The sequence below is a fragment of the Streptomyces sp. NPDC059010 genome (assembly GCF_042740355.1).
Lineage (GTDB): Bacteria > Actinomycetota > Actinomycetes > Streptomycetales > Streptomycetaceae > Streptomyces.
In genome coordinates, this window is record NZ_JBHYJA010000056.1 from 1 (window position 1) to 21,870 (window position 21,870).

Below are 21,870 nucleotides of genomic sequence, written 5' to 3' on the forward strand. Positions count from 1 at the left end.
CCGGCCGCCCTTCGGCGTCGTCCACGCGCTACTGCTGCGTCCAGCCCGGCGGTACGGCACCCTGCTGCGGATACTGCTGCTGTGGGTGCTGCTGCGGGTCCTGGGGCGGCGCCTGCTGCTGCCAGTCCTGGCCCGGAGCGGGCTGCTGCGGGGCCTGACCCCAGCCCTGACCCGGCTGCGGGGTGCCACCGGGCTGGGCGTAGGGCTGCTGGGGCTGCTGCTGCGGGTGCTGCTGCGGCGGGTACCCCTGCTGAGGCTGCTGGTACTGCATGTTCGGGTTGCCGAAGCCCTGCTGGGTACCGGCGATGTCCTCGGCGATGACGGACGCGAGGTCGAAGTAGGCCTCGCGGGTCTTGGGACGCATCATTTCGAGGTCGACCTCGGCGCCCGCCGCGAGGTGCTCGTCGAAGGGGATCACGACGACACCGCGGCACCGGGTCTCGAAGTGCGCGACGATGTCCTCGACCTTGATCATCTTGCCCGTCTCGCGGACACCCGAGATCACGGTGATCGACCGCTGGACGAGATCGGCGAACCCGTTCGCCGACAGCCAGTCGAGCGTCGTCGAGGCGCTGCTCGCACCGTCCACCGAGGGGGTCGAGATGATGATCAACTGATGGGCCAGATCCAGCACTCCGCGCATCGCGCTGTAGAGCAGACCGGTGCCCGAGTCCGTGAGGATGATCGGGTACTGGCGGCCCAGCACGTCGAGCGCGCTGCGATAGTCCTGGTCGTTGAAGGTGGTGGAGACCGCCGGGTCCACGTCGTTGGCGATGATCTCCAGGCCCGAGGGCGCCTGCGAGGTGAAGCGGCGGATGTCCATGTAGCTGTTGAGCTGCGGGATCGCCTGCACCAGGTCGCGGATGGTCGCGCCCGTCTCACGCCGCACGCGGCGGCCGAGGGTGCCGGCGTCCGGGTTGGCGTCGATCGCCAGGATCTTGTCCTGCCGCTCACTGGCGAGCGTGGCGCCGAGCGCCATCGTCGTCGTGGTCTTGCCGACGCCGCCCTTGAGGCTGATCACCGCGATCCGGTAGCAGGACATCACCGGTGTGCGGATGAGCCCCAGCTTCCGCTCCCGCTCCGCCAGTTCCTTCTTGGCGCCGAGCTTGAAGCGGGACGGGCCCTGGTTGTTCTTGCGGGCCTTCGGCTGGTTGCGCAGCAGCCGGTCCGACGACAGCTCCACTGCGGCGTTGTAGCCGAGCGGCGTGCCGGGCGCGGCTTGCTGCTGCTGGGGAGCGCCGGGGCCGGCCTGCGGACCGGGCGGGGCACTCCAGCCCTGGTTGCCCTGGTTGCCCTGATTGCCGTAGGCGGCGGGGTTCTGCTGGGGCTGCTGCTGCGGTGCGGGCTGCTGAGGCGCCGGTTGCTGAGGCGCGTGCTGCTGCGGAGCCTGCTGCTCGGGCTGGGCCGGAGGCTGCTGCTGGGGCGTCGGCTGCTGGGGTGCGTGCTGCTGCGGGGCCTGTTGCGGTGCCTGCTGCGGGTAGCCGTAACCGGCCTGCTGCGGTGCCTGCTGGGGCGGGTAGCCGTAACCGGGCTGCGGCTGGGCCGGTGCCTGCTGCGGGTAGCCGTAACCGGCGGGCGGCTGGACACCCTGCGGCTGCCCGGGCTGAGGAGCCTGCTGCGGGTAGCCGTAACCGGCGGCGTGCGGCTGAGCGCCCTGCGGAGGTGCGGGCTGGCCCGCCTGCCGCGGATCGACCGGTGCGGGCTGTCCGCCCTGCGCCGCCGGGTGCCCGGGCTGCTGCTGCGCCGGGTAGCCGGCCTGCTGGGCCGGGCCGAACGCGCCCTGCTGCGGGGGCTGCTGCCCGGGGTGGACGGGCTGCTGGGCGGGCGGCTGCTGCGGGTAGCCGTATCCGCCGGCCTGCGCGGCGGCGGCCTGTGCGGCGGCCGCGGCCTGCGGGTCCGGCTGACCGCCCTGCTGCGGTACCCCGTGCGCGGGGTTCGCCGGGACGAAGCCCTGCGGCAGCGGGGGCAGGGCCTGGTTGGCCTGGGGCGGAGCGGGGTGCTGGGCCTGCGGCTGCTGAGGCGGCAGTGCCTGAGCGGCCGGCGGCTGCGCGGGGGCAGCGGGGGCCGGCGTCGGCGGGGTCTGTGCCTCCGGCTCCGCCGGTGCCTCGGGCTGGGCTTCCGGCGTCGCCGGTGCGGCCTGGGGGTCGGGCTGCGCGGAGGAGTCCGCGTCGGGCCGGTCCTGGGTCGGCTCGTCGCCCTCCGCGCCGGTCACGGACGCGGCGACGTCGGCGGACTCCGCCTCGTCGTCCTGCCGTGCCTCCGGCTCGTCGTCGTCGCCACCGCCGAACAACAGGGCCGCCTCGGCGTCGGCCGCCGCGTGGTTGAGCTCGACTTCCGGCTCCTCCGCCGCGGGCTGCGCGGGGGCGGGCTGTTCGGGTGCGGCCGCCGCAGGGACACCGGCCGCCGGGGTCGCGCTCGGGGGCGGGGGCGGCGTCGGGGCTTGACCGGCCTGGTCCTCGTCACCGACCGGGCGCAGCACGGGGAAGCCCGGCGCGGCGGGCGACTGAGCGGCAGGGGAGTGCTGCTGAGGCGCGGCCGGCGGCTGGGCGGGGGTGTGCTGCTGCGGTACGACGGGATGCTGGACCGGAGCGGGCTGCTGAGGTGCGGCGGGGGGCTGGACCGGAGCGGGCTGCTGGGCGGGCGTGTGCTGCTGGGGCACCCCGAAACCGCCGGAGGTGTCCTGACCGGGCTGAGGCACGCCGAAGCCACCCGACGTGTCCTGCCCCGGCTGCGGCGCACCGGCGCCGGACTGCTGGGGATAGCCGTATCCGCCGGGCACCGCGCCGCCGGCCGCGGGGGCACCCGGCGCGGACTGCTGCTGCGGGAAGCCGTAGCCACCCGTGCCGGGGCCCTGCTGGTCGGCGCCGGGCGTGCCCTGGGCCGGGGTGTGCTGCGCGGGCGGCTGCGGGACACCCTGTGGGGGCGTCTGCGCCGGTGCGGGCGTGTGCGGCCCCTGCTGTGCGGGGCCACCCGGCGGACCGGTGGGCGACCCTAGGGGTGGACCGGTCGGTGGTGGTGGCGATGTCTGGGCGGAGTCCGGCTGTCCGCTTTCCGCGGAACCGGACTGCGTGCCTTGGGCGTACCAGGCGGGAGGTGTGTAGACGATTTCGAACTCACCGGTGAGATCCACCTCGTGATCGTCCCCGTCCGAGGTATGGCTCCCGCCGTTGTACTCGGACCGATCCCTGTTCACTGCTTGCCTCCTGGTCAGCCACTGCTGCTGAGCTGGTCGTCGTCGCGGTCGGGCGGACCGAGTGGCGAGTCCCACGCGACTGCGATCGTCACCGCACCACCAGAAGCCTAATCACTCGCATGGCGGGACGGAAAAGCCCCCATGGGCGCGGACGGAAACGCCCGATGGGTGCGACTTGTCCGCTCCCGCCACGGGAGACGACGACCCGTCAGCCCGTACGGCGGGCCGAACTCGTCAGTCCATACGGCGGGCCACGCCGAGCAGACCCGTCTCCGCGTCCGTGGGTTCGGTCATGACGAACTTGTGGTGCTTGCGAGTGCACCACAGGGCGACGCCGTCGTGAAGGGTCGGAAGGTGCTGGAGATGCTCCTCGGGAACACCCAGCGTGTCCTTCACCACTTCGGTCTCGTACGGCGAGATGCGCTGGATCCCGACCAGATGGGCCTGGGCCAGCCAACGGGGCGCGTGCTCACTGACGAAGGGCAGTACCGTCACCACGGCCTGCCACGGCACGGACGTCACCCGTCCGCGTGGCGGGCGGATACCGCAGTCCCGGATCAGTACGACCGGACTCGACACCGACGGTCCCTGCGCGGGCACCCGGCCCACCGGGTAGACCGTCACACACTGCTGGCCGCCGCCGGCCGCCTGGGCCAACTGCTGCCAGGCCTGCGGACGGCCGGTCTCGACACCGACGCGCGCCCCGGTCGCGGCGGCCCGCAACGCCAGCATCTGGGCGAGCCACAGACCACCCACGAGGACGACGTCGAACGCGGTCGGACGGGACAGACCGAGCACGGCCGGCTGCGACTCCGGGTCGGTGCCGATGATCACGCCGTCGTCACCGATCGGCATGCTCATCGCCGAGAGCTCGTCGGCGGTGACCACATGCCGGTTCCGGCGCGGCCCGCGCAACCCGAAGCCCGGGCTGAAGATACGGCGTTGCTGCTGCGGGGTCTCCGGCTGCCGGATGATCGGGATCATGCCGGTGTCGGTGGGCGAGGCCACGTGCGCGGGCGTGCGTCCGGGGTTCCGGCCCTGCTGTCCCGGGGGCATGGTCTGGGCGGGGAAGGACATCAGTACGTACCTCCGAGCGGCAGAGTGGCGAGAGCTCCGGGGACCTGCTCCCGGTCGAGACGGACGAGGCCGACCTTCGCGGCACTCGCGGCCCGCTCCAACTCGCGCCCCACCTGACCGAGTTCGCTGTCACCACGGGCGGTGACCCGGACGTGCCCGGTGAGCGAGACACCCCGGTTGCCGGCCTTGCTCAGAGTCATGCTGAACGTCGTAGCGAGCACCGGCAGCGAGGTGAACCTCGTCACCAACTCGGGCAGCGCCACACCGCCGGTGCCCAACTGCGGCCAGCGGGACACCCAGTACGTTGTGTGCCAGCGGTCGTCCACGCGCCAGGTCCGCACCGCCTCGACGGTACGGCGCTGGGTCCGGCCGTCCTGGCCGTGCTGCGCGTTGGCGCGCGGGTTCAGACAGCTGGAGGTCGCGAGGGCGTGCACTAGCTCGGTCTCGTCCAGGATGGTCGCCTTGAAGCCGGCCCCGGCCAGCCGGCTCGCCAGCTGGTCGGCCACCCGCAGCAGCGCACGCTGCGCACCGGGCACGCCGTCACCGCGGGCCTGGACGGCCTCCGGGCACAGCTCCGGGTCGAGCTTGAGGGCGACCCAGGTGAGCCGCAGCGCGGGAGAACCGGCCTGCGCCTGAAGGGGGCCGTACGACCGCGCGGCCAGCGACTGCTGCGGCAGATGCGGCGCGGGCGCCGGCTGCGTGTGCTGCACGACCTGCACGGAGGCCAGCCGGATCCCGTCGACCTCCAGGGCGTCCTGGATCAGCCGCAGCGGCAGCTGCCGTCCGGCGGCCGCGGGGCGCAGCGGCTCGTCGCCCGGCTGCACGAAGAGCACGGCGGTCAGGAAGGTGCCGTCGCCGATCAGGCCGATCGAACGGTCGTCACGGGACACGAAGCTGTACGTCCGCAGGGCGGGGTCGCACTCCACGACCGGGGCCAGCATCGCGTCCGTCCCCGGCGGCACGGGCGTCTTGGCATCGCGCCGGCGCTGCCGCAGGGCACGCGTCGTCTCGTACCACTCGGGCAGCGGACGGCGGCCGCGGCGCAGCACGGCGAGGAGGAGCAGCAGCGCCGCCACGACACCGGCCGGGACCAGCAGCCATGACTGGTCGGAGGCCCAGGCGGCCAGCATGACCGCCGCCGCGAGCTCCACCAGGATGAGTTGCTGCAGCCGCACCGGGCCCAGCCCACCGGGGCGGGGCAGCGTGCGCGGCGAAGCGGTGACGGGGGCGGCCTGGGGGGCCGGCGTACGTCTGCCGTTCGGCCCTCCCTGTTGCTGCTGTGCGCGGCGTCCGCGCCGAGTGCTCGTAGCGCTGGTCATCCCCCGGGACATCCCTTTCGCGAAGTATTGGCCGTTCGTCGGACGGATTCCGTTGTCCGGGATCCCGTCGACGGGCCAGGGGCACCGATGGCCCACAACATCCATGCGAGTGGCTCACGGTACCCGCTGCCGAACGCGAGGCGACACAGGGGACACCGAAACCCCAGGTGGCCAGAGTGTCACGGACCGGCCCCGCATGGTGGAGCGCTGTCGTGAAGCTCTGTGAAGATGCGGGGGCGGCCGCCCACCTGATGAATCGCCGTACGGCGACGCAGGGCATAGTAGGGGCCTGCGCGGCGCACGTGGCCGCGCGGCCCGCAGCGGCCTCACGGAACGCGATCGCCTCTCATACCGCGATCGAGCAATCGAGCATCACACAACGGGAGATACGGGGACCATGGCAAAGCGTCAGGACGAGCTCGCCGCCTACACGTTCGCTCGCAAGCGCACCGTCGCGGCGTTCCTGGCGCCGTCGCCGGGAGGCTCCGAGGAAGGCTCGCCGCGTCCCATTCGTACGGTGATGCCCAGCCTCGGTGTCGGCCTGGTACTGGTGCTCGGCTTCCTCGCCTGGGGCGTCATCAAGCCCACGGCGCCCAAGGGCTGGGACACCCCGGGCGAGTACATCATCGTCGACAGCGACTCCACGACGCGGTACGTGGTCCTCGACCCGGACCCCAAGGACAGCAAGGTGGAGAAGGTCCTCCACCCCGTCCTCAACTACGCCTCCGCCAAGCTCCTCCTCGACAAGGGCAAGGGCACCGTCCTTGAGGTCCCCGGCAAGGAGATCGACAAGAGCGGCATCCGGCACGGCGCGACGATCGGCATCCCCTACGCCCCGGACCGGCTGCCGTCCAAGGAGGACGCGCAGGAGACGAAGACCTGGGCGGTGTGCGAGCGGCCGGCGACCGGATCGGCCGGCGCCATCGACCGTGCCGTCTTCGTCTTCGACGCCGAGGACGCCAAGTCGCTCCAGAACTCGGGGAAGGTCGACGCCAGCAAGATCCTGTACGTCACCGACCGCCAGACCGGACGGGAATTCCTGGTCGACGGCAAGGGCATGCTCTTCCTGCTGGGCGACAAGGCGGGTCTCGACAAGCCCACCATGGCGCAGTTGCGTGCCGCGGTCGTCGGCCGGGACGCCCAGCCGCAACCCGTGAGCCGCGAGTGGCTGCGCACGCTCAACGAGGGTGGGGTCATCACCTTCCCGAAGGTCCCGTCCGTCGGCGCCACGACCTCGGTCCAGGGCCTGCCCGACGAGGCGAGCAGGGTGGGCCGGGTGCTCAAGGCGCCGGACGCTCAGGGCGACCAGTACTACGTCGTCCTCAAGGACCAGGTCGCCGCCATCACACCCTTCGTCGCCGCCCTGCTCAAGGCGTCGCCCTCCGCGCAGACGGCGTACGGGACGGACCGGATCGAGGACATCCAGGTCGACACCCAGACCATCGCCCAGGCCAACGACGGCGAGGCGAACCGCTTCTACGCCGACCAGGGCTGGCCCCTGACCGTTCCGCAGCAGGCCAACCCCGCGGCCTCGGCGAACGGCGAGGCCCGTACCACCTCGTGCAGCGTCTACGACGGCACCATCGGCCCGGACAACAAGCCGCAGCTCGCCGCCTGGGCCGGGACGGCGTACCCGAAGCGGATCGTCGCCGACTCGCTGAGCGCCTACGTCTCGTCCGGGTCGGGCCTCCTCTTCACGGAGATCGCCGGTACCGCCCAGGGCGGTGGTGCGCAGTACCTGCTGACGGACACGGGCCTGCGGTACGCGCTGCCGAAGAGCAACGACAGCGCGGCGAAGGGCGGCGGCTCGTCGTCGGGCGCTTCGGGCGGTGACGCGAGCGAGACGGACAAGGCCCGTACGCGGCTGGGGTACGAGGACGTCTCCAAGCCCGCGATCGTGCCGCAGACGTGGGCGGCATTCATCCCGAAGGGGCCCACTCTGGACACCGGCAGCGCGTCGCAGGAACAGAGCCAGTGACCCGCCAACGGGGTTGTGGCCAGGCGTACTTGACAGTAAGACGGCGCGTGAGTCACAAGATGATCGCTCAAGTGTGTGAGCCGTGTAACTGATTGGCCGTGCCTGTGGTCCAGTGGCAGGCTGACGATAGAGTGTTTGCAGCGCTCAACGGTGCGAAGCTTCTCCGGGCACCAGTGCAGGTTTCCCGGATCAACGACGACATGGGGGAAGGTTCAACATGGCCGGCCAATTCCGGGTAACAGAGGACGAACTCACCAAGCTCTCCGGTGACATCAACACCGCCAACGGTCAGCTGCAGGGCGAGATCCGCCGACTCAACGGAGTGATCGACCAGATCGCCGGCGGCTGGAAGGGCCAGGCGGCGCAGTCGTACCGCCAGCTGCAGGACCGCTGGAACGCGGACGCGAAGAAGATGAGCGACATCCTCAACGACATCAAGGAAGCCGTGGACTCCACGCGGAGCAACTACTCCGCGTCGGAAGAGCAGCAGAACTCCGAGATCAGCAAGATCATGTCGGACTTCGGCTGATCGAGCCGCTTGGTCCTGGGTGCTTCGGCTCTGTCCGAGTGCTCCAGCCTCCATCAGGCTCCAGCCCTTCCCGATCACGACTGATCTTCGCTGATCATCACTGATCTCCACAGACTTCCTTTGATTTCCTCCTGAAAGGGAATGACGATGTCGATCCTCGTCAATTACGCAACGATCACCAACGCGTCCACGGACGTGAAGTCGACCGCCGGCCGCATCAAGCAGCAGCTGGACGACCTTGAGGCCGCCGTCAAGCGCGTTGCCAGCACCTGGGAAGGTGAGGCGCAGGAGGGTTACCAGCGCAAGCAGAGCGAGTGGGACAAGACCGCCGCCGACCTGCACGCGACCCTGCTGAAGATCTCCACCGCTCTGCAGAGCGCGGCCGAGAACTACCAGGCCACTGAGAAGAGCAACGCCAACACCTGGTCTTGAGCCCGTCGGCGCCCCGAGGGACATGAGGTGAAGGGAATCGGCCCAGCTGACGTGATGGCGTCCGCTGGGCCGACCTCTGCTTCGGGGTCGTACGCAACTTCTGCGGGATCGCGAACAGCTCCTGTGAAGCCGTTCGCAGCAAATCCTGCAAATCTTCACACCTATCGCTACATCCGTCACACACACTTGGCCCAGCTTCGAGAGAAGCAAGGAAGCCCTGGGGGCCTGAACATGGGGGGCCTGAACGTGAAGGGCCGGACAGCCCGCTCGCGCAGCCGTAACAGTGGAACCCGCGCACTGCAGCGGGTTTTTGGCGTGCTTGCGGTGACCGGGATCCTCTGCGCGTCGACGCCGCCGGCATTCGCGGACGCGGCTGCGGGCGCTCCTGGTTCGACTGGTTCGAGCGGCACCGTCTCGGCCGACACGAATTTCGGCCTGGCGGACAGCTCGGAATGCGTCTTCGGCGGCAATGTCATCAAGTCCACGCCGTGGTCGCTCCAGCGGATCCTGCTGGACCAGCTGTGGGGACAGGCGACGGGCAAGGACGTCACGGTCGCGGTGATCGACACCGGGGTCGACGCCTCCAACAGTCAACTGACCAAAGCCGTGGCCTCGGGCAGCAAGACCTTCGTCGACGGCGCCCCCACCAAGGACATCGAGGGGCACGGCACCCGGGTCGCGGGCATCATCGCGGCCCGCCCGCTCAAGGGCACGGGTTTCGTGGGCATCGCCAAGGACGCCAAGATTCTCTCGCTCCGTTACACGGGCGGACAGGAGAAGCAGGGCAACGCGGGGACCATGGCCGACGCGATCCGATACGCGGTCGCCCAGGACGCGAAGATCATCAACATCTCCTCGGACACCCAGAACAAGAAGGACGACCCCACACTCGCGGCCGCCGTGGCGGACGCGGTGAAGGCGGGCGCCCTGATCGTGGCAGCCGCAGGTAACGACGGAGCCGACGGCAAGCTCGCGAACACCTACCCCGCCGCCTACGACGGCGTCCTGGCGGTGGCGGCCTCCGACCGCAACGACGAACGCGCCGTCTTCTCACAGTCGGGCAACTTCGTGGACGTCGCGGCACCCGGCGTCAGCATGGTGTCCACGGTCCCCCTCGACGGCCAGTGCACGGCGGACGGCACGAGCTTCGCGGCGCCGTATGTCGCTGGAGTCGCGGCACTGTTGAAGCAGAAGTACCCGGAGTGGACCGCGGCCCAGATCGCCACCCGAATCGAAGAAACCGCCCAGCGCCCGGGCCGCAAGGCCAACCCCTTCATCGGATGGGGCGTCGTCGACCCGGTCGCCGCGCTGTCGGAGGAGACGACGCCGGGTGAGTCTCCTGAGCCGGATCCGCCGGTTGCGGCTGGAGTGGGCAAGGTCGTCCCGATGGCTGTGACCATGGGGGAGAGCGAGGCGGAGCGGGAGCGCCGGGTGGCTATCTATGTGCTGGGTACGGGAGTTGCGCTTGCGCTTGTGGTTGCGGGGGGTGGGGTGGCTGTGCGGGACTGGCGTAGTAAGCGGGTTGGCCGGGCCCGTCGGGCCGTTTAGCGGGTCTGGGCGATGACGGCGATGGCTTGGCGCGGGCACCGAGTGGGTGCTGACAACTTGAGAAACAGGGGAGAGGACAACGGGGTATGAGTAACGGTATGCGGGTTGATCTGAGCGAGATGGATGAGGTCATCCGGAAGCTCTGGCGGTTGCTGGACGACATGGACAAGGCCGGCAACACGTCGAAGTACGACACGGCAATTCCGGAACACGCCTTCGGCCAGACTGGTGGAGAAGTTGTGTTCCAGGAGGCCAAGAATCTCCACGGGGCTTCGACCGAAATGAAGACCAAGATCGAGGGCATCATCAAGAAGCTCCACGAGTTGATCGACGACTTCAGCACGAAAACCTCGAAGGTCCGGGACAAGTACAACGACGAGGAGCACGAGATCAAGAAGGGCGTTGGGGGCGACTCGGGTGGCTCTACCAAGGGCCGGCTGACGTAGACGAACTTTTGGGTTCCGGAAAGCATTGACGAGGGGAGTGGACCATGGCCAGCGCTGCCGAGGAAAGAGCGTCCAGCAAGATCCAGGAGGAAAACAACAACAAGGCTAGGGCGGCCGAGCAGAAGAGTAATCATGACCGCCTCCTTGAGTCCGACAAGGTCGCACGTAAGAACGTCGCCTACGACCGCTCGACCGAGAATGGGAAGACGCCGTTCGTCGAGTACTCGGTCAACGGCTTGCGTAAGATGATCATGGATTCTCAACCCGGAAAGATTTCGGAGGTTGGAACCCACTGGAAAATGGTCCACAACATCCTGTCCGGCGGCGACGGTGACGGCGCGACCGGCGGTGTGGACCAGGTTTCCGCGAATGACAGCGTCGCCGGGATGCTCAAGAAAGCTGTCGAAACCGTCCGCGAACACTGGGAGGGTGCAGCAGCCGAGGCATTTCAGCGTCGGGCGGACGAAATCGGCGTCCAGATTCGAAACGGTGCTGCACACGCCAACTTCACGGCGGAGCAACTCTTTGCGATCAGCAAGGACCTCGACGCCGCCAAGAGCAAGATGGCAGACATTCACGAACCGTCCAAGCTGGAGAGCGCGGGCGACAAAATGAATGACAACGACAACCGCGATGACTCCCAGGCACACAAGGACCTGGCTGCGGGCGTCAGCGCTGGCACCGTTGCCGAGGCGAACGAGAAGAACTTGTCGCTGGGGATGGAGCGCCGCCTGCAGGCCATGGCGGTGATGGAGGAACTGGCGGCCAACTACAAGGTTTATGGGCAGAACCTCAAGAGTGGCGGAAGCTTTAACGAGAAGGAGGGCGTCACTCCTCCGAGTAATAACGTGACAATGCCTCCTCCGATCACAATGCCGAGTCCTTCGGGGGGAGGGCCTGGTACAGCTCGTTCGGGTAACAAGCCGTGGAGCGCAGGTTCCACCGCCAGCATCAAGCCAGCTCCTGGGGTGCCTCGGGATGCAGGAATCACGGGAGGCTCTCAGCTCCCGTCAGCCCGCACGAAGGTGGACGGCATCTCTCCGGGCCTGACGGGGACTGGCCCGAGCACGGGCCCTGCCGGTGTCAGCGGCGGTAGCGGTGGCCTCGGTACCGGAGGGACTCAGGGCCCAGGGGCCGTTGCTCCTGGTGGAGTCTCCGGACTTGGGCGAGGCGCTGCAGCACGGGGCGGCATCGGAGCCACGGGCGGTCGCGGTGGTCTGACTGGCGGTGGCGCGGCGGCAGGTCGCGGCGCAGGAGGCCGAGCCGGTATGGGCGGCATGGGTGGCGGCGGAGCCGGTGCGGCTGGCCGAGGCGGTGCCGGGGCTGGCGGTCGTGGAGCCCTCGCGAAGTCTCGTGGCGGCGTGGTGGGTGCAGCCAAGGGGGTCACGGGCAAGGGCGCCGGCGGCGGCGCCGGCCTGCACGGCAGCCGTGGCGGAACTCAGCGCGGCGCCGGAGCAGGCGGAATGGCCGGCGGCATGGGCGGTCGCAACGGCCGAAGGTCTGAGGAGAACAGCCAGGGTGACCGTCCCGACTACCTGGTCGAGGACGAAGAGACCTGGATTTCGGAAGAGGACCGCAACCGGAACGTGCCGCGGACCATCGAGTAGGCATACCAGCGAGCCGCACGGAGAATACGTGCGGCTCGCTGCATGAAGACTGGCGGAACCAGTCATAGTTGAGTGAGGAGCAAGGAATTGGGTGTCAAGCGATTCTGGTCCACGACAGGAGTCGTGACGTTGACAGGAGCCTTGCTCCTCACTTCGGCCCCTACTGCCTCAGCGGATTACATCCGCGACAAGCAGTGGGTCATTGATGTCATTGACTTTAAGAAAGTCTGGTCAGAGTCACAGGGGCAGGGTGTGACAGTTGCCGTCGTTGACAGCGGGGTGGACGGTAGTCATCCCGATCTGACCGGACAGGTATTGAAGGGCAAAGACGTCACCGGAGGCGGTGATGCCCAGAACGACACCGACGGGCATGGCACCGGCATGGCAAGTCTCATCGCTGGGCACGGACATGGGACGAGCAATGCTTCAGGCGTGATCGGCTTGGCGCCGAAGGCCAAGATCCTGCCCATTAAGGCAGCCGAGAGTGATGACTTCGATGACGATCAGTGGGCAGAAGGAGTGCGATACGCAGTTGATCAGGGTGCAGACGTCATCAATATGTCATTTGGTGATTCTCTGGCTACTCCTGGTTCTGAGGGTGCCGAAGCAATCAATTACGCACAGCAGCACAATGTTGTTGTCGTCGCCGCGACAGGAAATGATGGAGACGCAGGTCTGGCGTATCCAGCGAAGCTTCCAGGTGTGGTAGCGGTCGGAGCTATTGATGAATCACTGAAAATTTGGTCTAACTCCAATTTCGGTGAAGGCATGACACTAACCGCTCCCGGCGTCAGTATTGTGGAAGCAGACCCTACCCAGTCCAGCGGCTACGCAGAGGGAACGGGTACATCGGATGCTGCTGCCTACGTCTCCGCCACCGCAGCCCTCATCCGTGCCAAGTACCCTGACCTCACTGCAGGCCAGGTCATCAACCGCCTGATCAAATCGGCCACGCTGCTCGACCACGACGTCAAGAAGGTCCCTGACGATGAGTACGGCTACGGCATCATCCGCCCGTACGCGGCATTGACGAAGGACATCCCCAAGGGCCCCAAGCAGGGCCCCCTGGCCCAGGCATCGCCATCCACGTCCACGAATTCAGGTGCCGCCTCCGACGACAACGACAGCAGGAGCCAGGCCGCCAAGAAAAAGAAGAAGAAGTCCTCCTCGGGCAGCATCCTTCTGATCGGCGGCATCGCAGCCGCCGTGGTCGTCGTCGGCATTGCCATCGCAGTAATCCGCAGCCGCCGCAACGGCGGTAGCGGCGGCCCCGGCTCCGGCGGCGGAACACCTCCTCACGGCACTGGCACTGGTTACCCGCCCCAGCCCCCGACGGGCTACCAGCAGTACCCCAACACGCCTCCCAACCAGGGCTACCCCACCCCTCCGGGACAGTCCCCGCAGCACCCCAACCCCTACGCCCAACAGCCCCCGCACCAGGGGCAGTAGAGGTAACTCCCCCTCGGAGGAGTTGTGAATCCGGAACTACCGGACCTGGATCACTCGACCGCTGCAGACGAGATGATGTCGCGCACGACGAGCCAATTCACCACCATCCTGCTCGGGCTCGGCATCCTTGTCCCTTGGCTGCTCTTCGTCGTATCGATCATTTCTGGCACGCTTTGGTGGCTGACAGCGCTCAATTTGATCGGCACGCATGTGGGCCTCTTGGTCATGCTGCGTGGTTACCGCGATGACAATCGAGCCTTGAAAAGGTGGGGGACAGGGGCTCATGCGACGACCATGCTGCTCTGTCTCGTCGTAGCCCAGATGTTGTGACGCACATGCCGAGAATGAGAAGGGGTCCTCTTCAATGGGTGCCGTTGTCCTTGTGGCAGGTGTTATCGGCCTCGGAGCCGTAATTGGCGCCGTCGTCGTCTTCGCTGTACTGCGCAACCGCCGTAATTCCGGCGTCGGCCAGTTCAGCCCGGGCGTCGGTACTTACCCCCAGAACTTGGGGTACCCGCCTCAGCAGCCGTACCTGGCAACTTCCAATCAGAGGTACCCCACGCCTTCAGGACCGCCCGTGCAGCACCCCAACTTCTACACCCAGCAGTCGCCTCCGTACCGAGGGCAGTAAAAGATCGCCACATCCGTGCTGAGGCCGGTAGATGAGTAGCGAACGAATGGACGAGCGGGTGAGTGATTCCGAGGTCCTTGAATTTGCGTCGAGGCAGACAGACGCAGGGGCGGGTACGGCATGCGACACCCACTTCAGGATCAGCAAGGGCACGCCAGGCTCGATCGAGGAGACGGCCACCGTATTAGTGGACGGCCTATATCATCCGATTCTCGAGAGTCGTTCATGAACGGGGAAACAAATGACTGACGACGAGGCATACTACGCGGACGGGGCAGGCAGGGGTCTCGCCAAGAACTTTGAGCTCCAGGCATACGATCTGCGCGCCTATCTCAAGAAGTTCGAGAACGAGACCGGGGAAGAGGCAATCTCTGACGGCTTTGGGCTTCTCACGGAATCGGACGAGGTCCGAAACGCTTACATCGAGTACTCAACGACTGCGGCTTCCGCGATGAAGGCAGTTCACGAGCATCTGGATGCTATCGCTGATGCACTGCGAAAGATCAACAAGAGCACCGAAGTAACTGATGACGATGTTGCTGTGCTCTTCGGTAAGGGCTCCGGGGGAGACAAGTGAGCGGTAATGAGTCGGGTGCAGAGGAGCTTGTCGAACTAGGCCTGGAGATCGTCAACCCCGGTGGCCGGCCGGACGAGTTGAGGCAGGCTGCCAAGGCATGGCGCCAGCTCAAGGCTGAAGTGGCGGGCGCGGACGGACTCCTCAAGGCGCTCGACAGAAACGTCGAAGACACGGTGGGTCACACCTGGCGCGGTGAAGCGGCCGAAGCCTTCAGGGAACATTGGCGCAAGGTCAAAGCTGCAGTCGAGCAGGGCGTCGAAGAGTACGACGACATCGCCAAGCAGCTCGATCATGTGGCCGATGAGATCGAGACCGTCAACGATGAGATTCACGCTATCTACACCGAAATTGGTGTCTCGATCGGTGTTGGCGTGGCTTTGTCCTTTGTGAGCTTCGGCGTCGCGGGTGGTGCCGCCGCCGCGAATGTCACTCGCCTCGCCGCTCAGGCGGTCCGCATTTCAGCCCGCCTCGGTGCGTTGCTCCGGCGTATCGCGTCGGCAATCCGCGCATACCAACAGGCCGGGAAGATGACCAAGCTGGCTGCCAGCTTTTTCGTCAACTGGGCTGGCAACACGGGTGGAACGCTGCTCGGTGCCGGACTCTCCGGCCAGGACATCGATGGTGCCAAAGTCTGGGAAGCGACCTGGCAGGGAGGACTAGCCGCAGCCGTCGGCACCCCTGCGGGTGCGGCAGCAGCGGGCAAGGCCAGCAAGATCATGGATGACATGGCCACACCGCCGAGTGATCTTGCCAAGAGTCTCACCGAGAACATCACGGGTGGGGTTGTCGGCAATGTGGCGGGTGGACTTGCCGTGGATGGCCATACCGCGCTCACGACAGACGAAGACCCCGAGTGGGGTAAGAACGCCCTGATCAATGCAGCTGGTGGGGCCATTGGCGGAGCAACCGTCGGTGGCGCCGGACATTACAGGGACAACATCCCTGTTGTGGAAGGTTGGGACACGTCACGTTACGGGCAGCGCGGCCAGAACCCTGACTTCGCCGTTGAAGTACCCGCTGGCGGTGTGGGTGCCGGACTGGCAGGCGCAGGTGGAGAGCTAGCCGGGAGTGACGACGAGGACGGCAAGCAACTGGGCGCGGAAGAGCCGAAGACCTCATTCGGCCGTAAGCAGCGCAGTCTTGAGGAAGATTTCGGATGATGACAAGGTCCAGCGCCCTGGCCCGCTGCTTGGCTCTGCTGGGCCTAAGCATTTCGGCTACGGTCGTCGCAGTTCTGATCCAGCCCTCCACTCAGCCCCCCAGGTGGGACCTCTTCGTCTGCCTCGTAGTGGCAGCAGTGGCTGCCAGCGGCGGAGTCCTCTTGCTCCGCCGTCGCCCTGCCGATGACATGGGCGCAGGGGGCAAGCACTGGTGGGTGGAGCAACGTAACGGTTGGGTCGGGTTCGCAGCCTGGTCCTGGATGGTGCCTGCGTTTCTGGTGGCTTATGCAGCGCTGTCTCCAACGCCTGCAGCGTGGGAGATCGTTGACGCAGGCTCCGCGATGCGTGCGACCGAGATCGAGAAGGTCCTCTCCTCGGAGTACGTAAGCAGTCAGCGCACCGGGCATTACACCTCCACAGTGCTGGTATCTGTGCCTTTCGACCAGGGGCCCCAGACCACTGAGGTAGAAATGACCTCGAGCGATAGGCCGAAGGCAGGAGAAGAGACCTGGGTCCTCTTCGCGCCATCGTCACCCGACCTAGAGGTATTTGTCGGGGACCGGCAGTCGCTTGAGGAGAAGATCGGTGGGCGGGCAGACTTCTGGACGGTCTTCCTGACTCTGGGGTGCTTTGCCTTCTGCTGGTTCATGAACCTGTTCGGCCGCTGGCGCTCTGATCCCGTGGCCGGCCTCCACCGTTCTCGGCAGCAGGGCAGACTCCACGCACTGTCCGTTTCCGTCAGAGGGGTAGGAGTAGCCGTCGACGAGCGGCCGGCGTCTACCTCTGTGACCAAGCACCTCAAGCCCCGCATTCGCTTGACGAGCGCGGAGTTTGGTGAGCTGTATCTGTATCTGAATGACATCGTCGACCCCCTACCCTTGGCGCAGCCGCTCACGGGCGTCCGTGGCCACGTCTACTGGCGACCGCCCACTCGGCAGCTCCCGTATGCGAATTCGGTCGGTTATGCCGTACTGATTCTGGACGGACAGCGTTACGTCGCCGGATGGCTTGAATCTCCTGACGCTTCAGCCGACCTACCGGTGAGCGCACTTGTCCCAGCGGACCGGGAAGTACCAGCAGTGGGTGAACCCCGTGCTCTTCACCCCGTCTCTTCCGTGGAGACGAGCGCCAATTCCACCGTACTGAAGGCGCTCCTACTTGGCATCGCGGCCCTGGTCGTGATCCCCTTTGGCGTCGGGGATGTCGCGACGGTTGCTCTCGCTGGCGTGTCCGTGCTGGCGGTTCTTATGGGTCGGAGGCGTGCGGGACTTCAGATGAAGCGACACCTGGAAAGCCTCGCGCCCGGCAGCGATTTGGGCACGGGCACGATCCACCGAGCCTGATTGCTGCAACTGTGCTCCGGTCGTTCCCCCCGATAGCACTGTGTCGTGGCTTCTGTGCCATGGGTGCACGTGAGCAGCGGAGCCGTTGTACGCGTGGCTCAGTATCCGGTGGGAGAAATGCTGCAGGGCGTTCCAGGAGTTCTGGAAGTACAGATCTGAGCTGGCCAAGAGGATGAATAAGGGCCGTCAGCGAGGGTGGGAAATCCAGAAAGGGGCGCGCAGAGGGATTCCAGTGGTGGAGCAGGGCCTTCACGGTGGCGGCGTACATCGGGTGGCCATGGCCGGCGGAGCTGGCGGCATGGGCAGTCGCAATGGTCAGCAGTGCTAGGGAGAAAGTAGCTGGAGCGACCGTCCTGAGTGCCTCGCCGCGGAACCCGACCAGAGGCGATGGCACGGTGGTCGTGGCCCGGATTCCGCCGACGACCCCCAGGGTCACTCTCCGTGTGCAACAGCAATCGCCCGACAGCCTCGCGCTTGACGACAGCGGCGTAGAAGGGGCATCCAGCGGAGGCGGGGATGAGGCTCCGCCTCATCCGGGGCAGGGAGAGGAAGACGTCGATCCGGGCGAGGGCACGGTCGTGCGTTGTCGTCTCATGGGCTGACGTGTGGCTCCTCCAGTGGGTCCCGGCCCTCAGCCGTGGGGCGGCCGTCGGGAGTCCTTCACCTCGGCGATCGGGGGGCGCCCTGCCGGGATCAGGCCGGGAACCGCGCGTCGTCAGGAGCCGCAGTCTCGCGGTCGGCGTCACACTGCCGACCGGAGAAGTCGCCTTCGCGGATGTCCTGGTCGAACTGGAGGAACCCCCAAGCCCCCCAGGCGATTAAGGCGATGCAGAGGGCGAGTCCGGCTCACAGAGCCAGCTTCCTCGGAAGGCCGCGACCTGGATCGTCCTCGTGGGCGCCGGGCCCGATCCCGTCGTTCCCGTTGCGGACTTCGTCCGGGAGCGGACGAGGCGTGGTGCCGTCATACTCCGGCCGTGGCCGTCCGGCGGGCGTGTGCCGGCCGTGCACGGGCGTGCCGTCATCTGATTGGACCAGCCGGACACCGCGGCGCGGTGCTCGTGGTACCTGATCTCGTCGCCCTCCTTCTCCCGGCGAGACGGTACTGGAAGTGGGATCTGCCGGTTAGGCTGCCGCACTGCCCCGCTCTTGGCGCGAAATGACCGAGACACGTCCCTTCGACTCTCTGCAACTTCTGATCACGATTTCTGCACGGGAGCCCCATGGCAACCGTTGTGGCCTGCGTTGGTGAAGGCCATAGGGTGTGGTGTGACTTAAGGGGAGGGTGAGTAGGTCAGCACGACTTCCGCTCAAAGAGCCTGCACACATCGCGCATTGAGGCCTGGGTGAGACGCCCAGGCCTCAGCCACGTCTGGCCGACCACATCGTGCCCCTCATCAGAATGTCCGCGTGAGAGGTTGTCATGTCCTATTCGCCGCCGCCGGGAGGGCCGGGGAACGCCGGCCCGTACGGGGCACCGGTCCAGCAGCAGGGGTGGTACACGCCACCGCCGTCACCTCCGCCTCCTCCTGGTGGCTCCGGAGGGGGCAAGGGGCTGAAGCGCGCCGTCATCGGTCTGCTGGTGCTGGCTGTGGTGGCCGTCTGTGCAGTCGGTGGGGTGGCGCTGTACCAGGCTGTCGGCGGTGGTTCGCTGCCCGCTGCTCAGGGTGCCGGCGAAAATGAGCAGCAGATCTTGAGCTCGGATGAGATCGAAACGTTGCTCAACGGCCGTACGAACGCCTTGAAGAGCGGGGACGAAGACGAGTTCCTGGAGCCCTTCGACGGCGCGGCAAAGGACGAGCAGCGCAAGATCTTCAAGAATCTCCGGAAGATCCCCTTCGTGGAGAGCAAGTACATGGTCCTCAACCAGACGGGCGACGGCTCGGACGAGTGGGGCGCTGATGTGAAGCTGACGCTGGATGTCGCCTTCGTGCATCAGATCAAGGGCGTTGACGTTCGACCGGTCTCCGAGTGGTATCGGTGGACGGTCGAGAAGGAGTCCGAGTCGGCCGAGCCGCGCATCAGTGAAGTGGGCGGCTCTCCGGGAGCGGCCGCCTTGGCGAACGCGGTCTTCTACCCGGCGCCTTGGGACCTCTACGACGACATGTACGTCAAGCGCCAGGCGCGCACCATCACGATCTCGGCGAAGAAGAACGCTGCACAGGCCGACCGCTTCGCGCCCATCGTCGAGCAGAGCGCGAGGAAGGACCTAGAGCTGTGGGGATCGAATACGTCGTCGGTTTCCAACACCCCTGAGGGCTTCCTCGTCGTACTTGAGTCGAACCGTAAAACGTACACGAAGCTGTACAACAACGACGGTGACGACTTGGGCTGGGACGCTGGAGAGAGCGTACCCATGCCGGCCTTCAACGCTGGCGGCAGCGGCGATGAGGAACGGCTCGAATACGGCGGCGCGCGTATCAAGATGGACACCTCGACGAGCCGGTTCACTTCAGCGGCATGGCAGGCGGGTGTCGGAGACATCTCGCGGCATGAGATCGCGCACGCTCTCGTTCAACCGCAGGATCCTGGCGCATACGGCAGCGATGAGAAGACGAGCATTCGGGCGTGGGCTGTCGAGGGGTTTGCTGAGTACGTTTCCTACCGGTTCGACCAGGCTCAAGGCCGCGAGCGAGTCCGTAGTGGTCTGGCGGGCGAGGAGTTCAACGGCCAATTGCCTGGTCAGGACTTCGAGATGGAATACAGCTCCGTTGGCGCGAACTATGCCCTCAGCTACCTAGCCATGCGTTTCATCGCGCAGAAGGGCGGCGAGAAAGCGCTCTTCGAGTTTGTCGTGGACCACTACAGGAAGCCTACGAATCTCGATCAGCAACTGCAGAAGGCAGTGGGCATGAACGAGAGTGAATTCGAGACCGCGTGGGCCCAGTACGTCAGGAGCAGCATCTGATGAGCGCCAACGGACCTGTGCCGGGTACCGGCCCCTACGGGCAGCAGCCCCCTACGCCGCAGCAGCCTCCCATGCCACCCCAGCAGGGGCACCTGCCGCCGCAGGGGTACGGCTATCCGCAGCAGCCGCCCGCGGCACCACCGGGACAGCCCGGCTATGGCTACCCCCAACAGCCCGTATCCCCGCAGTACCCGATGGCTCCCCAGCGGGGTTATGGCCATCCGCAGCAGTTTCCTGGGGCACCCGTTCCCTCTGCGCCGCCGCGGAAGAAGAAGACCGGGCTGATTGTGCTGCTGGTTGTCGCCCTCGTCGTGCTCAGCGGGGCCGGAGGGGCCGCGTGGTACCTGATGGCGAGCTCTGCCACCAAGCCGCTGTGGAGCGTGCCATCGAAGGCGGAGTGGTCCTTGGGCGAAAAGGAAGTGGACGGCACCTGGTTCACCGACAAGGCGGTGGTTCAGACTCTTTCCGGTGGTGTGAAGGCCTATGAGCTCAAGAGCGGCAAGAGGCTTTGGGCCACACCGCTGCCGGGCGCGGGTAACCAAGCGTGCGTGGCTCCCTCAGTTTCTGATGGCGGTGTCGGCATCGTTGCCTATGGCGCCTCGGGCATGGGTGGGGCAGGGGCCAGGGGTCGGTGCGACCACGTTGCCGCATTTGACCTGAACTCCGGCAAGGTGTTGTGGGACCGGGCCTTCAAGGTGAAGGACGAGTTCAACACGGGCAAGGGGCTTTCGGTGGCTCGCTCCGGCGAGGCCGTGGTGATCCGAGCGGACAAGGAGCACGTAGCTCTGAAGGTGGCCGATGGCAGGGCAGCCTGGGACACGCAGAGGCTGGAGGACGGTAGCAAGGTCTGGGATCCGCAGAAGTTGGGAGGAAGCGGCTGCTCAGCCGGTTCGTACACCGGTGGTAAGAACCTGATCAGGGTGCGCGCGTGCAGCGAGGGAGACGAGCCCAGTGACAAGGACTGGGACGAGGTGTCGCTGATCGACCCCGGCAGTGGCAAGGCGGAGTGGACCAAGCGATTCGCTGATGGAGAGGCAGAGGGCGTCATTTCCACGTCTCCCCTCGTCGTCAGTGGTGAGGAAGCCGGCGTATACGTGCTCGATGAGAAAACCGGCGAGAAGCGCGGCGGTAAGTTCCAAGGGAATCCGGAGAAGTATCTTCTTGGGCTTGAGGACGACGGCAGCCCGATGCGTCAGGCCGCAGGGTTCGGAAACATCTTCCTCATGGGTGGCGACGACCCTGAGGGGGGCGCCGGCAGTCCCAGGTCGATGGTCGCCTACGACCTTGACAGTGGCAAGGAACTGTGGCGGTCAAAGGCATCACCCAAGATGGAATACATCCCCCTGCGCGAGACCGGTGGCGAGCGTCTGCTGGTATACGTCACCGAGGCCACGGAGAAGCCCAAGCTGGTGGAGTTCAACCCCAAGGACGGCGCTATGACGACGCTCGTCGAGTATCCAGAAGAGGTGGACAAGAACATGGGTGTCGGCGCGTGGCCGTTCTGGCACAAGGACATGCTTTACGTCACCTCGGTCGGCGCCGGCCTCGGCGGGGATTCCCCGGCGCTCGTGGCACTGCCAACGACCGCCTGATAGGCGCAGACTCGACGGCAGGACAGACGAGACAGGTCGCGATGGCCTGTCTCGGTCAGGGAGTTGTCAAGCAAACATCGGCCC

Annotated in this window: 16 protein-coding genes; 13 read left to right on the top strand and 3 right to left on the bottom strand. The window is 66.6% G+C overall.

Annotation, left to right across the window (positions count from 1 at the left end):
• Positions 1-28: 28 nt before the first annotated feature.
• From ACFWYS_RS40210 to eccE, 3 genes are all read right to left on the bottom strand, one after another.
• A complete protein-coding gene (locus tag ACFWYS_RS40210; protein ID WP_384780593.1) occupies positions 29-3,193 on the bottom strand; it encodes an SCO5717 family growth-regulating ATPase in 3,165 nt (1,054 codons plus the stop codon).
• Between the two features lie 234 nt (positions 3,194-3,427).
• Positions 3,428-4,270: a hypothetical protein gene (locus ACFWYS_RS40215; protein ID WP_384780596.1), complete on the bottom strand. Its 843-nt coding sequence runs from the start codon at positions 4,268-4,270 to the stop codon at positions 3,428-3,430.
• Complete coding sequence (gene eccE, locus ACFWYS_RS40220; protein WP_384780599.1) at positions 4,270-5,589, bottom strand: type VII secretion protein EccE; 1,320 nt, start codon at positions 5,587-5,589, stop codon at positions 4,270-4,272. Before eccE ends, ACFWYS_RS40215 begins: the two co-directional genes overlap by 1 nt.
• Before the next feature lie 397 nt (positions 5,590-5,986).
• Here eccE and eccB point away from each other — a divergent pair, with 397 nt between their 5' ends.
• The 13 genes from eccB to ACFWYS_RS40285 all read left to right on the top strand — a co-directional run bounded on the left by eccB (position 5,987) and on the right by ACFWYS_RS40285 (position 21,786).
• On the top strand, positions 5,987-7,567 hold the full coding sequence (gene eccB / locus ACFWYS_RS40225; RefSeq protein ID WP_384780602.1) for a type VII secretion protein EccB: 1,581 nt from the start codon (positions 5,987-5,989) through the stop codon (positions 7,565-7,567).
• Positions 7,568-7,784: 217 nt separating this feature from the next.
• Positions 7,785-8,096: a WXG100 family type VII secretion target gene (locus tag ACFWYS_RS40230; RefSeq protein ID WP_272123247.1), complete on the top strand. Its 312-nt coding sequence runs from the start codon at positions 7,785-7,787 to the stop codon at positions 8,094-8,096.
• A gap of 141 nt (positions 8,097-8,237) precedes the next feature.
• Positions 8,238-8,528 (top strand): WXG100 family type VII secretion target, encoded by a 291-nt coding sequence (locus ACFWYS_RS40235; protein ID WP_384780605.1) that lies wholly within the window; start codon positions 8,238-8,240, stop codon positions 8,526-8,528.
• 315 nt (positions 8,529-8,843) lie between these two features.
• Complete coding sequence (mycP, locus tag ACFWYS_RS40240) at positions 8,844-10,076, top strand: type VII secretion-associated serine protease mycosin (RefSeq protein ID WP_384780608.1); 1,233 nt, start codon at positions 8,844-8,846, stop codon at positions 10,074-10,076.
• An 86-nt stretch (positions 10,077-10,162) separates the two neighbouring features.
• Entirely contained in the window at positions 10,163-10,522 is a 360-nt protein-coding gene (locus tag ACFWYS_RS40245) for a hypothetical protein (RefSeq protein ID WP_384780612.1), read from the top strand.
• A 44-nt stretch (positions 10,523-10,566) separates the two neighbouring features.
• Entirely contained in the window at positions 10,567-12,129 is a 1,563-nt protein-coding gene (locus tag ACFWYS_RS40250) for a hypothetical protein (RefSeq protein WP_384780615.1), read from the top strand.
• Positions 12,130-12,201: 72 nt separating this feature from the next.
• Positions 12,202-13,578 (top strand): type VII secretion-associated serine protease mycosin, encoded by a 1,377-nt coding sequence (gene mycP / locus ACFWYS_RS40255; protein WP_384780618.1) that lies wholly within the window; start codon positions 12,202-12,204, stop codon positions 13,576-13,578.
• Between the two features lie 24 nt (positions 13,579-13,602).
• Entirely contained in the window at positions 13,603-13,908 is a 306-nt protein-coding gene (locus ACFWYS_RS40260) for a hypothetical protein (RefSeq protein WP_384780622.1), read from the top strand.
• Positions 13,909-14,450: 542 nt separating this feature from the next.
• Positions 14,451-14,786 carry a hypothetical protein gene (locus ACFWYS_RS40265; protein WP_384780625.1) on the top strand — a complete coding sequence of 112 codons (336 nt, stop codon included), beginning with the start codon at positions 14,451-14,453 and terminating at the stop codon, positions 14,784-14,786.
• Complete coding sequence (locus tag ACFWYS_RS40270) at positions 14,783-15,946, top strand: WXG100 family type VII secretion target (protein ID WP_384780628.1); 1,164 nt, start codon at positions 14,783-14,785, stop codon at positions 15,944-15,946. Before ACFWYS_RS40265 ends, ACFWYS_RS40270 begins: the two co-directional genes overlap by 4 nt.
• Before the next feature lie 341 nt (positions 15,947-16,287).
• Positions 16,288-17,289, top strand: coding sequence for a hypothetical protein (locus ACFWYS_RS40275; protein WP_384780631.1), 1,002 nt, complete (start codon positions 16,288-16,290; stop codon positions 17,287-17,289).
• A gap of 1,420 nt (positions 17,290-18,709) precedes the next feature.
• On the top strand, positions 18,710-20,194 hold the full coding sequence (locus tag ACFWYS_RS40280) for a hypothetical protein (RefSeq protein WP_384780634.1): 1,485 nt from the start codon (positions 18,710-18,712) through the stop codon (positions 20,192-20,194).
• Positions 20,194-21,786 (top strand): PQQ-binding-like beta-propeller repeat protein, encoded by a 1,593-nt coding sequence (locus ACFWYS_RS40285; RefSeq protein WP_384780637.1) that lies wholly within the window; start codon positions 20,194-20,196, stop codon positions 21,784-21,786. The genes ACFWYS_RS40280 and ACFWYS_RS40285 overlap by 1 nt, the downstream gene beginning before the upstream one ends.
• The last annotated feature ends 84 nt before the right edge of the window (positions 21,787-21,870 follow it).